Source organism: Apibacter muscae, assembly GCF_007845595.1.
GTDB lineage: Bacteria > Bacteroidota > Bacteroidia > Flavobacteriales > Weeksellaceae > Apibacter > Apibacter muscae.
Map to the genome: position 1 here is coordinate 26475 of NZ_SELI01000014.1, position 14826 is coordinate 41300.

Consider the following 14826-nt stretch of genomic DNA (forward strand, 5'->3'; position numbering starts at 1 on the left):
TATAATCTATATATGTTATTAATCAATAATAATGGTAAAAGTATGAAAATTTGTTTTTTATTTATTGTTTTACTAGGTCTAACCCTAGGAGCACAAAAGCCCATAGTTGCAACTGCAAAGGTAGAGGCAGCTACCGTATATTTCAATTCTGTTGAAATTTCACAATCCGTAAACATAAATTTGCCTAATGGAACTTCAGAAATTATCGTAAAAAATGTTTCTGATTATGTAAATGAAGAAACCGTTCTTGTAGGAGTACCGAAACAGGTAACGGTACTATCTGTGCAATATACAACCAACTATATTTCCGAATACGATAAGAATGAAAATTCCTCTCAGTTAAAAGAGGTGAAGGATAGTATTTTGTGGGTTACAAATAAATACAGCCAAATAAAAAATGAAAAAGAATCTACCCAAAAAACGATTGAATTGTTAGACGCGAATCAAAAAATTGTAGGTTCAAACGGTATTAATTCCGGCGATTTAATAAAGGTGGTTGAATATTACCAAACAAAAAGAACAGAACTTAGCAATTCATTATTTGTGTTGGAGCGAAAAGAAAAGGAATTGTCTGAAAAACTTACAAATTTGAAAACTAAGCTTAGTTATAGTCAAGCAAATGAAGAAAATATATCCCAAGGGAAGTTAGTTCTACAATTGATGAATTCAGGGAATCTTCAGAATATTCCTTTACAAATTTCATATATAAGTGGAGGTGCCTCTTGGCAACCTTTTTATGATTTGAGGGCAGAAAGTATATCTCAGCCAATTCAGTTTTTATATAAAGCACAGGTAGTACAACAAACTGGAGTTGATTGGAAAAATGTTAAATTAACTCTTTCCAGTGGTATGCCTAGCCAAAACAATAGGGTTCCAGAATTAAACCCTTGGTTTCTTTATTTCCAACCGGTAGCAAAGCTCTATAGGAGTAATGCACTTCCCATATCTATGCCTGAGTATGCAAATGAAGAACAGGTTTTTAATAAAAAGGGTATGGCTTTGGAAAATAGACAAAAACAGGCTTACGAAGTTTCAACAGTATCATCTACTATTAATGAAAATCAATTGAATACTTCTTTTGATATACCTGTACTTTACAATATATTATCCAATGGAAAGCAGTACAGTGTTGTATTGAATGAAATTGAAATACCGGCAAGCTACAAATATTTCGCAGTCCCTAAATTAGACAAAGATGCTTATTTGTTAGCACAAATCAGTAATTATTCTCAGTATAACTTGTTGAAGGGAGAAGCAAATATAATTTTTGAAGGTTTGTATGTAGGTAAAACGGTTATTGATCCTAATCAAACGCAAGACACCTTAAGTTTAGGAATGGGAAGGGATAAAAGAGTAACTATAACCAGAGAAAAAATAGCTGATAAATCTGGAACTAGATTTCTTTCATCCTCTAAGGAGCAAACATTCACTTATGATATTGTAATAAAAAATAATAAAAAGAATAGAATTAATCTAACCATAGAAGATCAATATCCATTAAGTACAGATGAAAATATAAAGATAGAGTTAATGGATAAAGGAGGAGCTAAGGTTGATGCTGATTTAGGGAAGTTGACTTGGGATTTAGTATTAGCAGCAAACGAAATAAGAAAGATAAGAATAAGTTATAAGGTTAAATCCCCCAAAAATCAGTCCATATCTAATTTATAAGATGGCTTTAGTGCTATAGTTTTTTATTAAGAGCTCTAAGTAAATTATTGTATTTTTGAAGGAAAAAGCGAATGATTTTTATTGATAATCTTCAAATATATAATCCACAAATTAATCTTGCAATTGAGGAATATATTCTTAAAAATTTGTCTCTAGAGAATGATTCTTATCTACTTTTTTACATAAATAATCCTTCTATAATTGTAGGAAAGAATCAAAATACAATAGAGGAAATAAATACGGAATATGTAGAAAAGAATAATATAAAAGTGGTAAGAAGATTATCTGGAGGGGGAGCCGTTTATCACGATAGAGGAAATTTAAATTTTAGTTTTATTACAAAAGACGATGGGAGTAGTTTCTCAAATTATCAAAAATTTTTAAACCCAGTTATAAAGGCATTAAATGATATGGAAATTATGGCTGAACTAAGAGGAAGAAATGATGTCGTAGTAAATGGAAAAAAAATTAATGGCAATGCACAATTTGCAACAAAAGGCAAAATGTTAACACATGGAACACTTTTATTTGATAGTAATATCAATGAGGTTGTAAATTCTTTAAAGGTTAGAAAAGATAAAATAGAATCTAAAGGAATAAAATCAATTAGAAGTAGAGTAGGCAATATTTCAGATTATTTAAGCTTTCCTATGTCAATTGTAGAGTTCAAAGAAAAAATTCTTTTATCAATTTTTAAGGTAGATAGTATATCTAAAATCAATTCATATACATTAACTAAGTTTGATTGGGAAAAGATTAATCAAATTTCGAAAGAAAAATATGCCAATTGGGATTGGAATTATGGAAAATCACCCAAATTTCTTATGGAAAGAACCCAAAGATTTCCAATAGGTTCAATTGATCTTAAATTAGATGTAGAAGAAGGTGTAATAAAAGCGATTAAAATTTACGGAGATTTTTTTGGTATCGGTGAAATTAGTGAAATAGAAAGTAAACTAGTTGGAATTAAATATTCACGACAACAAGTTGAAATTGCTTTGAAAGATGTTGATTTGGAACATTATTTTGGAGCTATTTCTTTAGATGAATTTTTATCTTTAATCTATTAATTGTTTAAATACTTTTAAATATAAATTATAGAAATAATGGAAGGATTGATTGTTAATGGTTTTTCAAGATTAAGTAAAGAAGATAGAATCAATTGGTTGGTTAAAAATTTTACCAATAATTCCCTTAAAACAAAAGAGATATTGTCTCAATATTGGTTAGATAATAAGGAGTTACAAAAATTACATGATGAGTTTTCTGAAAATACAATTTCAAATTTTTTCCTTCCTTGGGGGATAGCTCCTAACTTTTTAATTGATGGAGAAATGTATGCTTTGCCTATGGTAACAGAAGAAAGTTCAGTAGTGGCTGCTTCTGCTAATGCTGCAAAATTCTGGTTAAACAAAGGAGGATTTTCTACACAAGTTTTAGGAACTACAAAATTAGGACACATTCATTTCTTTTATAAAGGAAATAAAGAAAAATTTACGAATTGGTTTCAAAATTTTTTAAAGATAAAATTAGAAGATGCTACCGCAGAGATTACCCAAAATATGCGTAGCCGAGGAGGAGGAATTACTTCTATAATTCTTCAGGACAATACAGCTAAACTTGAAGGGTATTATTTTATTGAAGTTTCTTTTGATACTAGAGATAGTATGGGGGCCAATTTTATAAATTCATGTTTGGAAGAAATGGCTAAAATTTTGAAAGAAGAGATGAATCAATCAGAAAGTTTTCAGTCCAACGAGAAGGAATCATTACAAGTAACAATGTCTATATTGTCTAATTATGTTCCTGATTGTAGAGTTAGGGCAGAGGTTTGTTGTGAAGTTGATGAATTGGATGTTAAAGTTATGTCTCCGTATGAGTTTGCTATAAAATTTAAACAAGCCATAGATATAGCTACTGTTGAAACTTTCCGAGCAACTACGCATAATAAGGGGATTATGAACGGTATAGATGCTGTAGTAATTGCAACAGGGAATGATTTTAGAGCGGTTGAAGCATGTGCACATGCTTATGCTTCGCGAAGCGGACAATATAGAGGACTTACTAATTGTAGTATAGAAGATAATATTTTTAGATTTTGGTTAGAAATTCCATTGGCTCTAGGTGTAGTAGGAGGTTTGACTAAATTACATCCATTAGTACGAGCGTCTTTAGAGATATTAAAAAACCCCACTTCAGAAAAATTGATGAAAATAGTAGCAGTATCAGGATTAGCGCAAAATTTTGCAGCAATAAGATCATTAATTACCACAGGAATACAAAAGGGGCATATGAAAATGCATCTTTTAAATATATTAAACCAGTTGGGGGCAACAAATTCAGAAAAAGAACTCTTATCTAATCTTTTTAAGGACCAAATAGTTTCTCATCATCGGGTAGTTAAAGAATTTAATAAATTAAGAAGAAATAGTTAAATAAATTAATATCAAATATTTTATATAACCAATATTAAAAAAAGGAACCTATTACGGGCATAAATAAAATTAAAGTTATTATTAAAAATATAAAAACAACAATAGTTAAAAATTTTGAGGCATCCATGTATTAAATTTAGTTAGTGATATCGGAACTAAAAAAATATCAATATGAGAATAAAAATGATTATTTTAGTCTAATTAATTTTATGATATCGATTTATTATGCAAATATAGACAAAAAACTAATTTATGATCTATTGAATAATAATTATTTACTAGTTGTTGGAAACGTTATGCAGAAAGTTATAGTTTTTTGTCTGGGATTATTTTAATAGATAATTATTGATAACTTATAAAACCTATTACTTTTAATCCATGAAAATCATCTGAAAAATTATAAATTTGTTTAGTAAAAATATAGTATATGAATTCTTTTATTGAGGAATTAACTTGGAGGGGATTAATTCATAATATGATCCCAGGTACAGAAGAGCAACTGGATAAAGAAATGACTTTGGGTTATATTGGATTTGATCCAACCGCTGATTCATTACATGTGGGAAGTTTAGTCCCTATATTGTTATTGGTTCACTTTCAAAGACATGGACATAAGCCAATAGCATTAATTGGTGGATCTACAGGAATGATCGGGGATCCTTCTGGTAAAAGCTCGGAAAGAAATTTACAAGACGATGAAACTCTACAAAAACATTTAGCTGGAATAAAATCACAGTTGGAAAGATTTTTAGATTTTGAAAGTAATTCTCCTAATTCAGCGGTCTTAGTAAATAATTACGATTGGATGAAAAACATTTCATTTTTAGAATTTGCTAGAGATATAGGTAAGTTTATCACTGTAAACTATATGATGGCAAAAGATTCTGTTAAAAAAAGATTGAACGGTGAGTTTCAAGAAGGAATGTCATTTACAGAATTTACCTATCAACTATTACAAGGATTTGACTTTTATCATCTTTTTTCCAAAGAAGGTGTAAAACTACAGATGGGAGGCTCTGATCAATGGGGAAATTTAACCACTGGTACAGAACTAATTCGAAAAAAAATAGGTCAGGAAGCCTTTGCTTTAACTTGCCCATTAATAACAAAAGCTGATGGGACTAAGTTTGGGAAAAGTGAAGGGGGTGAGAATATTTGGTTAGATGTAAACAGAACATCAGTATTCAAATTCTATCAATTTTGGTTAAATGTAGCAGATGAAGATTCTGAAAAATATATAAAAATATATACTTTCTTGTCAAAACAAGAAATAGATGAATTAATAATTCAACACAAAGAGGATCCTTCCAAAAGAATATTACAAAAAAAATTAGCGGAAGAAATTACTTCTTGGGTTCATGGAAAAGAAGAAACAAATAAGGTAATCCAAGCATCTTCAATATTATTTGGGAAATCTACCAAAGAAGATTTTTTAGCATTGGACGAAAGTACTTTTCTCTCTTTGTTTGAAGGGGTTCCACAAAAAGAAGTATCTCTAACAGATTTAAAAAATGGAGTATTGATTTTAGAAGCCCTATCAGATTTTAGTGGTTTCTTAGCTTCCAAAGGAGAAGCAAGGAGAGCATTAAAAGAAAATTCTATATCTGTGAATCAGCAAAAAATCAATGAAGAATATAAAATTGGCGAAGGCGATTTAATACAAGGAAAATATATATTACTTCAAAGAGGTAAAAAATCATATTTTATATTAAAAGGAGTTTAATAAAATTGCAGAAATTTATTTTTTCCATAATACAAATTAAATATATTTGCAAAACTCATATAAAAAATAAATGAAAGGGCTTATTAAGTTTTATCATCCTGATGAAACCTTAGAATATCACATCAGGAAATGTTTTTGTAAAGTTGTTTTTCTGAATAAGAAGAATACCTTAGTTGTAGAAGTTGAATCTGATGATGATTTAGATCATGTTGAAGAGGATTCTTATCAAAATGAATATCCACAAGTTTCATTTTCTTTAGAAGACTTCGAAATTCCAGTGAATACAGTTCAGCAATTGCTCGGAAAGTCATTTCAAGTTCCTAGTTTTGAGGAAATCGAAACAGATTCTGGAGAAATTGAAGAAGTTTATTATACGAACTTGAATATTAATGATGAAGAGTATCTGGATACGGGAGATAATGAACTTAAATTTGGTAAGGACGAAAATGGTAATTTAAAATTGATTTGGATAGGATATTGTGAAGATTTCCTTACGGGTAATAAAGAGCCCTTAAAATTTAAAATTTCATGTTCCTTTACCCAAGATAAATTAGAAATAGTTGAATAAAATATGGTAAAAAAAATAATATTATTAGTTCTATTTATAGGCTTTGTCTCTTTTACGAATGCACAAGCTTATAATGGTCAGGGTGATCAGAAAGTACAAATCGGTATAAATGCTTTTGGTTATGGAACTGGTATTACAGGTTCGTATGATTATGGAGTATTGGATTGGTTATCCGTAGGTGCTGGAGGTAATTTTTATTGGAGTAACGATAATGATAACTTTTTTATATTTGGAAGAGTGAATTTTCATTTAAATGATGTTTTAGATCTACCCTATAATATGGATTTATATCCTACGGTAAGAGTAGGAGGTAGAAATGATGGCTTTGGAATAGGTGCTGGTTTAGGATATCGTTACTTCTTCACAGATAAAATTGGAGCATATGCTGAGTTAGGTAGCTATGGTTCTTTAGGAGTAAGTATAAATTTATAATAATCAATAAAAAAGGAGAGCTAAATTTTAAATTTAGCTCTCCTTTTTTTTATGTTGTATTTAACTGTTAAAGTATTTATAATGAGGATTAGTTGATAGCTCAAGCATGTACTTATCACCTTTAGTATCCCCAAAGGCATAAATTTCTTTAAATTGAGATAACTGTATTTCGCATACAATTCTTTTAACCTTTTCCTTGCCATTGCAATTAGGAGTTGCAAATTTTCCAGTAAAAATTTGATTTTTAAATTCTGCTTTTGTACTAATTAAACGAAATCCAAAAAAATTTGCAAATGGTTCAACCCATATATCCAACGAGGCAGTGACAATGTATTTATCATTAGTATTTTCTATATTCTTTAGATATTGTAGAGCTTTTGGATGTATTAAACTGTTTATTCTTTTATTAAAATAATTTTGAGATAAAATATTTATTTCTTCTTTAGATTTTCCTTTTAAAAAAGATGAAATAAATGTTTGTTTTACAAATTCAGTATTTACTAACTTAAATTTTGATAGTAAAAATAATGGAATAAATTTAATAAATCTAGATTTATATATATGAGGAAATGAAATTTGGAGAAAATCAAAAAGTGTATCCTTATTGGTTAGTGTACCATCAAAATCAAAGAGATATAATCGATTATTCATTATTTTAATAATTAGTAAATAAAATTACATTTTTAACTTTTTAAAAATAAACTCAGGTATATTCTTAATAATTGTCATTATAGCCCACCAAATAGAAGTCACATAAATCTTATTTTTTTTCTTTTTATAAGCTTTATAAATGATAGATGCAGCTTTAGAGGATGTAGCTGTTAATGGTTTGGGTAGAGGCATTCCAGCAGTCATTTTAGTATCCATAAATCCGGGAATTACGGACATAACATGTACATTCTTAGAAAATAAATAGTTTCGCAGGCCGTCAAGATAAGTTAAAAATCCAGCTTTAGCGCTTCCATATATAAAGTTGCTTTGTCTTCCCCTTAATCCAGCCACTGATGAAAGTCCTATAATTGTACCATTTTTATTTTGTTCAAATTTTTGAGCAAAATAATTGATGAGTGGAACTAATTTAGCATAGTTTATATTGATAATGTGTTCTGTATTAGAAAGATTATAAAGTCCATCTTCCGTATTCTTTCCAAGGTATCCAGAAGCACAAAAAAGTAAATCAGAATCAATATGATCAAACACAGAATAGTCATGATCTTTCATTAAATCAAAAGAGATAATTTCAGATTCTTGTTTAAATTTAACTAAGATATGTTGAGCAAAACGCTTAGTCTCCTCTTCATTTGAGGTTACTAAATAGATTTTTTTGTATTTATCGCTATTTTCAGATAAACTTTTATCTATAAAAGCTTGAGATATATCGGAGGTAGTTCCTAGTATGATCATAAATTTAACGTATATTTAAATAAAAAAAAGTTTTATATTCCATTTTCAATTCGGGAGTGTTGAACAGAATTAAATTTATTCGTTTCAGGAACTTTGACATAGTCTGTTAATTCCTTTTTAGACATAGCATCTTTAGCCAAGTAAATTCTGCCTCCATAATGCTCTACAATTTCATCTAACTCTTTTACTAACAAAGGTAATTTAGAATTAATTTTAAAGTCAAGAGCTAGACTATAACCATCTATAGGAAAAGAATTATGAGCCTTTGGGTTACTTTCTTTATATAATTTTAAAACTGCTAGAAAAGATCCTTGTCCACTTTTAGCAATAGTTTGTAAGATTTCAGTCATGCCTTTTTTTCCTGACTCACGTGGAATAATAAACTGATATTGTATAAATCCATTTTTCCCATAAATTCTATTCCAATTATTGATCGCATCTAATGGATAAAAAAAGGTGTTATAGTCAACAAAGTTATTTACAATTTTTTTTCTTTGTTTAAAGTAATATAAAAAATTAAAAGCCTTAACTGTTAATGTATTAAGTACAAATGATGGGAAATCTATCGGAACATTTAATAAAGGCTTCTTTTCAACATGCAACGGTTTGTTTTTCCATTTGGAAGGCAATTCATCTAATTTAGCATGTTCTCCAATCATAAGAATAGATTTTCCCATTTGTTTACCTTTTTGTAAACAATCAATCCATGCTACGCTGTATGTCCAGTTTTCTGATTCATCAAAATATTTAAATATTTCTTCAAGATTATCTGCTTTTAATATCTTTTGTTTAATATAAGCTGTTTCTATTCTTTTTAATGAAAATCGTGCAGAAATAATTATACCTGTAAGCCCCATTCCTCCAATGGTATTCCAAAATAATTCTGAGTTTTCTGTAGGAGAACATTTTTTTATTTCGCCGTCTTCAGTTATAATTTTAAAATCTAAAACATAGTCACCAAAACAGCCTTCCGAATGATTATTCTTTCCATGAACATCTGAACCAATAGCTCCACCAATACTAATTAGTTTGGTCCCGGGAGTTACTGGTAGGAAAAAACCTTCTGGTACAATCGTATCTAGAATATCTGATAAGATAACACCAGATTCACACTCAAAAATACCATTCTCTCTATCAAAAGAGAGAAATTTATTTAGTCTTAAAGTTGATAGAATATTATCCTTATTTAAAGAATTATCCCCATAAGATCTGCCATTGCCTCTAGGTATAATTGAATGACTTTCCTTTATAATTCTTTGAATTTCTGATATATTTGATGTTTGATGGAAATTTGTTTTAACCAAAGGGTATTTCCCCCAATTGGTAATTTCAATAGTGTCAGGCTTGCTTTTTTTTTGCATAATTTAGTAAATTTAAATAGAATATTTTAGAATAAAAATTGAAATTATCCATAATATTAAATCTACTTGAAGGAATAAATCCTTGTAAACAACTTTCGTAGGAGATTCAGTTTTATTAAATACAAAAGTTAATTGTAAATATCTTAAAATTCCAATTACTACAAACAAAGAGGTATACACAATATCTTTATGGATGTTATGCATAACAGTAGGGTCTAACGTATACATAATGTAACATAAAATTGCGCAAGTAGAAATTACAGTCATTGCAGTATCAGTAAACTGTAAATTATAGCCATCCAAAGCTTTCCTTGTTTTACCCGTAAGATTTGCATTAATTAATTCCCCTCTTCTTTTACCAATTCCCATTACTAGAGCTAGAAAAAAAGTTAAAAGTATGGCCCATATAGAGATAGGCAATCCAGTTGCAGCACCACCCACAAAAACTCTAAAAAGAAAACCCAGAGCAATAATAATTACGTCTATTATTGCAACATGTTTTAACCTAAAACTATAGGCAAGATTCATAAGAAAATAGGCAATAATAAAAAGTGATAATGTCCAAGATTTCAAGTATAAACAGATACTAAAGGAAAATAAGAGTAAAAATAAAAGAATTATAATCGCTTCAGATTTCTTAATTTTTCCGCTAGCTAAAGGACGATTCTTTTTTTCAGGATGCTTTTTATCACTTTCAATGTCAACATAATCATTAATAATATATATGGAACTCGCAATAAAAGAAAAAGCCAAAAAGCCAAAAAATGAATTTATTACAAGATTTAAATCTAATAGTTTTCCTGCAAAAAAAATAGGGAGAAAAACAAAAATATTTTTAACCCATTGATGAATTCTAATTAATTTTAAAAAATTCACAATTTATTGAATTTTATAGTTTTAGTTAGCAAATATATATAAAATAATTATAATTCTAGAGATAGTTGTATAGGAAACAGGTTAAAACTTTTTCTATGAAAATTAGTAATCCCAAACTCTTGAATTGCCTTTCTATGTTGAATAGTAGGATATCCCATGTTTTTATTCCAGTAATAATTAGGAAATTTTTCATGCAGTTTCTCCATTAACGAATCTCTGTAATTTTTAGCAAGAATAGAAGCAGAGGCAATATTTAAAAAATTAGCATCCCCTTTTATAGCACAAAAATGAGGGATATTCTTGTAGGGGTTAAATCGGTTGCCGTCAACAAGTAAAAATTCGGGTACTATGGAGAGTTTTTCAATGGCAATATGCATTGCTAAAAAACTTGCATTTAAAATATTAATTTCATCAATTTTTTTTGATGGAACTTCTGCAATTGAATAGCTTAAACAATTATCTTTAATGATTGCTCCCAGTTCTTTTCTTTTTTTAGGAGACAACTTTTTAGAATCATTAATATCTTTGTGATAAAAATCAGCGGGTAAAATTACTGCTGCTGCAACGACAGGGCCAGCTAAGCAACCCCTACCCACTTCATCAAGTGCAGCTTCAAATTGGTATGTGGAATATTTTTTTTTCAATAAAATAAATTATAATAACTATTGTATTAGTTTATTTATAAACATCAGGATTTACAATCCCAGGCAATTTTTCTCCTTTTAAACCCGCAATAATATTTTTCGCACAAATCACAGCCATAGCATTTCTCGTTTCAGCAGTTGCAGATCCTATATGTGGTGTTATAGCAACATTCTCCATTTGCAACAAAGGATTATCCAATTGAATAGGCTCAGGGTCAGTAACATCTAAACCAGCGCCCCATATTTGCTTGTTTTCTAAGGCAGTAATTAAATCTATTTCATTTACGATTGAACCTCTGGCAGTATTTATAAGAATGGCCGAAGGTTTCATTTTATTAAAAGCACTTTTATCAAAAATGCCAGTATTTTCAGAGTTTAAAGGTGCGTGTATACTAAGAACGTCAGATTGCAATAATAATTCTTCAAAAGAAACATAGCTAGCATTAAGTTCCTTTTCATCATTAATAATTTTATTTCTATTATGGTATAGAATTTTCATTCCATAGGCGTTTCTGCATTTTTTAGCCATTTTTAAACCTATTCTACCCATTCCAAAGATTCCTAAAGTTTTACCTTCCAATTCTTGACCCAAATATCTTGTAGCACTAAAAGAAGATTCCCATTTACCTTCAAGAATCCTTCGATAATTAAAGAATGCTTTTCGGGAAACATTTAGCATTAAAAGGAACGCTAAATCTGCAGTAGCATTACTAAGTACATCAGGGGTATTTCCTACTGGGATTCCCAGTCGGGTGGCTGTATCTATATCTATATGATTAAAGCCGACGGAGTAGGTTGCAATCACTTTTAAATGGCTACATTGTTTCAGAAAATTTTCTGAAACTTGAGACATAATACAAAGATACGCCTCAGCTTTTTGGCACTTGCTAATTAATTCTTTTTCAGTTATGGGTTTAGAATTGGACCACTCTTCTACAGTATATCCTTCCTCATTTAACATATCAATACCAACCCTAGGGATTATTCCTGAAATAAATACTTTTTTCATATAAATGACATTTAAATGAATTAGGTCATTTCAAAAGTACAGAATTTTTATTTCTTAATTATTGCAACTAATTAATGTAATTAATTTTTTTTTTTGCAAAAAATTAACTAAATATGAAAAAACATTTTTTACTTTTAAATCTATTCTTTTTTTTAGCCATTTGTATTACTTCTTGTAGCAGTGATGATAATTTTAATGAAGAAAATACTATTTCATCCGATAAATTATTGCCGGTATCTATTTTAGGAGATAATGGAGATAAAATTTTATATACATACAATGATAAAAATCAAATTACAGAAATAAGGCAAGAAGAACAGCACAAGGACTATATATGGCTTCATCTTAGAATGATTACCTATGATGAACAAGGAAAGCCTATACAAGTGAAAATAGCTGAAGAAGAACCTGATACACCTTTAGTTGATTATATATGGTATAAGTATAATTTTACTTATGAAGGTGATAGCATTGTTAATATTATTGATGCTGATACGAATATCTTAAGATACAAGTATACAATAAATAATAATTTATTAGTAAAAGAAGATGAGATATCAAATGGGAAGATAAATAGAACAACAGAATTTAAATACGATCAAAATTTTAATATAATTTCGGAAGTTACAAGTTTTGCAGGGAAAATTTCATCTAGATACGATTTTCAGTATGATTATAATCAGCGTAGTATTTTAAGAAATGTATCTACCCCTGAATGGCTACTATCATTTGTTAATGAAAATTTTGCAAAAAATAATCAATTAATTTCGACATTAGAAGAAGATTATTTTGAGACTTCAACCACACAATCTCCAAATTATGTACAAATGGATACATATACTTGGGATTCATATATAGATAGTTTTCCAACCTATGTAAAAACGGAAAGGAAAATTAATGGTAATCCATTTGTTTCCAATAGCACAATCACATATACTAAAGCTAAGTAATAAGCTTATAAGAAATTAAAAAAACCACGAGGATTTTTTCTTCGTGGTTTTTTTGATTTATAAAACTATATTTCTTAGGTAGATATGTATACCAAAGAAAAACGTTTGCAAGTAAAGCTCTATAATAATATCTTTGCAAAAAATTAACTAAATATGAAAAAACATTTTTTACTTTTAAATCTAATCTTATTATTAGCCGTTTGTATTACTTCGTGTAGCAGTGATGATAATCTTAACGAAGAGGAAATTCTTTCGTCTGATAAATTATTACCAGTATCTATTTTAGGAGATAACGGAGATAAAGTTTTATATACTTATAATGACAAAAATCAAATAACAGAATTAAGGCAAGAGGAACATTATAAAGATTATACAGAATTGTACATAGCAAAGATTAATTATGATGCACAAGGAAATCCTTTACAATTAATAACTGCCTATGAGAATTTAGAAACTCCAGAAAATGAATACTTGTGGGAAACACATAATTTTACTTATGAGGGAAAAAATATAGTAAATGCTATAGACGGAGAAACCGGATTGTTAAAGTATAGATTTACGCTTAACAATGGTTTTGTAGTCAAGTTAGAAGATATTGAAGAAAATAATCTAACATTAACTACTGATATAGCGTACGATGAATTCTTTAATGCTATCTCTGATATTTTTATTGTAAAAGGTTTAACAATTGGTAAAATGATTTATCAATATGATTATAGTCATCATAGTTACCTTAAAAACGTTTCCACTCCAGATTGGTTACTAAATTTTCTCGATGCTAATTTAGGCAGGTATAACCAACTAATATCTACAATGGAGGAAAGTAATTCTAAGCTTTATGAAACGGTTAAATTTAATTGGGATAACTACCAAGATGGGTTTCCTACGTACCTAAAGAAAGAAAGAATAGATAGAGACGGCATTTCTACTATTACTGAAAACACAATTACATATATTAAAGCAAAGTAATGAACGTATAAAAAATTAAAAAAACCACGAGGATTTTTTCTTCGTGGTTTTATTGTTTTATAAAACTATTCTCTTAGGGATTTGTAGACCAAAGAGAAGCGTTTGCAAGTAGAGCTCTTTTGTTTAATTTTAAAATATCAAGAACTAATTCTGCAAAATCTTCCGGTTGTAAAACCTTTTCTGGATTACCATCTGTAATTTTTAGATCTTTAACTGACATGTCTGAAGCGATGGTGCTAGGTGTAAGAGTTGTAACTCTTACATTGTGTTTTCTCATTTCAAACATTAGAGATTCAGAAAGAGAAATTAAACCAGCCTTAGAAACGCTATACGCAGAGGTAGAAGCACCTCCTTTTAATCCTGCGGTTGAAGAGACATTTATAATGTCTCCGCATTTTCTTTCTACCATAGATGGTAGTATAGCTTTAGATACATAATAAACTCCTAATAGATTGGTATGTATTATATCTAACCATTCTTTTTCAGTCATTTCTAAAAACCCGCCAAAAGCAGATATTCCAGCATTGTTGATTAAAATATCAATCGGACCAAAATCAACTTGCAGTTTTTCTAAAGAATTTTTTACATCTTGTTGATTTGAAATATCAAAAACCGAATAGGTGGCATGATTGCCTATTTCTTTTACCGCTTCTTGTAATGAAGATTCATTTCTGCCTGTAATAGCAACTTGAACCCCTTCCTTAGATAAGGCTAATGCAACTGCTTTGCCTAAGCCACGACTTCCTCCTGTTATTAAAGCCTTTTTCCCTTGTAATTTTTCCAT

The 14826-nt window shown here is 29.2% G+C and carries 15 protein-coding genes; 8 read left to right on the forward strand and 7 right to left on the reverse strand.

What is annotated here, in order from left to right; translation table 11 throughout:
* Positions 1–42: 42 nt before the first annotated feature.
* The 6 genes from ETU10_RS00270 to ETU10_RS00295 all read left to right on the forward strand — a co-directional run bounded on the left by ETU10_RS00270 (position 43) and on the right by ETU10_RS00295 (position 6829).
* Positions 43–1671 carry a DUF4139 domain-containing protein gene (locus ETU10_RS00270; RefSeq protein ID WP_146309271.1) on the forward strand — a complete coding sequence of 543 codons (1629 nt, stop codon included), beginning with the start codon at positions 43–45 and terminating at the stop codon, positions 1669–1671.
* A gap of 71 nt (positions 1672–1742) precedes the next feature.
* A complete protein-coding gene (locus tag ETU10_RS00275; RefSeq protein ID WP_146309272.1) occupies positions 1743–2741 on the forward strand; it encodes a lipoate--protein ligase in 999 nt (332 codons plus the stop codon).
* Between the two features lie 36 nt (positions 2742–2777).
* A complete protein-coding gene (locus ETU10_RS00280) occupies positions 2778–4106 on the forward strand; it encodes a hydroxymethylglutaryl-CoA reductase, degradative (protein ID WP_146309273.1) in 1329 nt (442 codons plus the stop codon).
* Positions 4107–4533: 427 nt separating this feature from the next.
* Complete coding sequence (tyrS, locus tag ETU10_RS00285; protein WP_146291373.1) at positions 4534–5829, forward strand: tyrosine--tRNA ligase; 1296 nt, start codon at positions 4534–4536, stop codon at positions 5827–5829.
* A gap of 70 nt (positions 5830–5899) precedes the next feature.
* Positions 5900–6397 (forward strand): hypothetical protein, encoded by a 498-nt coding sequence (locus ETU10_RS00290; RefSeq protein WP_146261339.1) that lies wholly within the window; start codon positions 5900–5902, stop codon positions 6395–6397.
* Between the two features lie 3 nt (positions 6398–6400).
* Positions 6401–6829 carry a DUF6646 family protein gene (locus ETU10_RS00295; protein WP_146261338.1) on the forward strand — a complete coding sequence of 143 codons (429 nt, stop codon included), beginning with the start codon at positions 6401–6403 and terminating at the stop codon, positions 6827–6829.
* A 60-nt stretch (positions 6830–6889) separates the two neighbouring features.
* Here the strand turns inward: ETU10_RS00295 and ETU10_RS00300 are convergent, their stop codons facing one another.
* The 6 genes from ETU10_RS00300 to ETU10_RS00325 are packed head-to-tail and all read right to left on the reverse strand — an operon-like array spanning position 6890 to position 12123.
* Entirely contained in the window at positions 6890–7480 is a 591-nt protein-coding gene (locus ETU10_RS00300) for an HAD-IB family hydrolase (protein ID WP_146309274.1), read from the reverse strand.
* A 24-nt stretch (positions 7481–7504) separates the two neighbouring features.
* The gene (locus ETU10_RS00305) at positions 7505–8233 is read right to left on the reverse strand and encodes an SDR family NAD(P)-dependent oxidoreductase (RefSeq protein ID WP_146309275.1); all 729 of its coding nucleotides are present in this window, start codon (positions 8231–8233) and stop codon (positions 7505–7507) included.
* Between the two features lie 32 nt (positions 8234–8265).
* Positions 8266–9594: an FAD-binding oxidoreductase gene (locus ETU10_RS00310; protein ID WP_146309276.1), complete on the reverse strand. Its 1329-nt coding sequence runs from the start codon at positions 9592–9594 to the stop codon at positions 8266–8268.
* Between the two features lie 12 nt (positions 9595–9606).
* Positions 9607–10473, reverse strand: a complete 867-nt coding sequence (locus ETU10_RS00315; RefSeq protein WP_146309277.1) for a decaprenyl-phosphate phosphoribosyltransferase — start codon at positions 10471–10473, stop codon at positions 9607–9609.
* 44 nt (positions 10474–10517) lie between these two features.
* Positions 10518–11114 (reverse strand): ribonuclease HII, encoded by a 597-nt coding sequence (locus ETU10_RS00320; protein WP_146261332.1) that lies wholly within the window; start codon positions 11112–11114, stop codon positions 10518–10520.
* A 31-nt stretch (positions 11115–11145) separates the two neighbouring features.
* Positions 11146–12123, reverse strand: a complete 978-nt coding sequence (locus tag ETU10_RS00325) for a 2-hydroxyacid dehydrogenase (protein WP_146309278.1) — start codon at positions 12121–12123, stop codon at positions 11146–11148.
* A gap of 113 nt (positions 12124–12236) precedes the next feature.
* Here ETU10_RS00325 and ETU10_RS00330 point away from each other — a divergent pair, with 113 nt between their 5' ends.
* Together ETU10_RS00330 and ETU10_RS00335 are read left to right on the forward strand one after the other, a co-directional pair.
* Complete coding sequence (locus ETU10_RS00330) at positions 12237–13073, forward strand: hypothetical protein (protein ID WP_146309279.1); 837 nt, start codon at positions 12237–12239, stop codon at positions 13071–13073.
* Positions 13074–13226: 153 nt separating this feature from the next.
* The gene (locus ETU10_RS00335) at positions 13227–14042 is read left to right on the forward strand and encodes a hypothetical protein (RefSeq protein ID WP_146309280.1); all 816 of its coding nucleotides are present in this window, start codon (positions 13227–13229) and stop codon (positions 14040–14042) included.
* 73 nt (positions 14043–14115) lie between these two features.
* On the opposite strand, the gene ETU10_RS00340 is transcribed toward ETU10_RS00335, so the two are convergent.
* The gene (locus ETU10_RS00340) at positions 14116–14826 is read right to left on the reverse strand and encodes a 3-ketoacyl-ACP reductase (protein WP_146309281.1); all 711 of its coding nucleotides are present in this window, start codon (positions 14824–14826) and stop codon (positions 14116–14118) included.

Coding starts and splice junctions, on each gene's coding strand:
- ETU10_RS00270 (WP_146309271.1), top strand. CDS start 43: ATGAAAATTTGTTTTTTATTTATTGTTTTACTAGGTCTAACCCTAGGA.
- ETU10_RS00335 (WP_146309280.1), top strand. CDS start 13,227: ATGAAAAAACATTTTTTACTTTTAAATCTAATCTTATTATTAGCCGTT.
- ETU10_RS00325 (WP_146309278.1), bottom strand. CDS start 12,123: ATGAAAAAAGTATTTATTTCAGGAATAATCCCTAGGGTTGGTATTGAT.
- ETU10_RS00310 (WP_146309276.1), bottom strand. CDS start 9,594: ATGCAAAAAAAAAGCAAGCCTGACACTATTGAAATTACCAATTGGGGG.
- ETU10_RS00305 (WP_146309275.1), bottom strand. CDS start 8,233: ATGATCATACTAGGAACTACCTCCGATATATCTCAAGCTTTTATAGAT.
- ETU10_RS00290 (WP_146261339.1), top strand. CDS start 5,900: ATGAAAGGGCTTATTAAGTTTTATCATCCTGATGAAACCTTAGAATAT.
- ETU10_RS00295 (WP_146261338.1), top strand. CDS start 6,401: ATGGTAAAAAAAATAATATTATTAGTTCTATTTATAGGCTTTGTCTCT.
- ETU10_RS00280 (WP_146309273.1), top strand. CDS start 2,778: ATGGAAGGATTGATTGTTAATGGTTTTTCAAGATTAAGTAAAGAAGAT.
- ETU10_RS00330 (WP_146309279.1), top strand. CDS start 12,237: ATGAAAAAACATTTTTTACTTTTAAATCTATTCTTTTTTTTAGCCATT.
- ETU10_RS00340 (WP_146309281.1), bottom strand. CDS start 14,826: ATGGAAAAATTACAAGGGAAAAAGGCTTTAATAACAGGAGGAAGTCGT.
- tyrS (WP_146291373.1), top strand. CDS start 4,534: ATGAATTCTTTTATTGAGGAATTAACTTGGAGGGGATTAATTCATAAT.
- ETU10_RS00275 (WP_146309272.1), top strand. CDS start 1,743: ATGATTTTTATTGATAATCTTCAAATATATAATCCACAAATTAATCTT.
- ETU10_RS00300 (WP_146309274.1), bottom strand. CDS start 7,480: ATGAATAATCGATTATATCTCTTTGATTTTGATGGTACACTAACCAAT.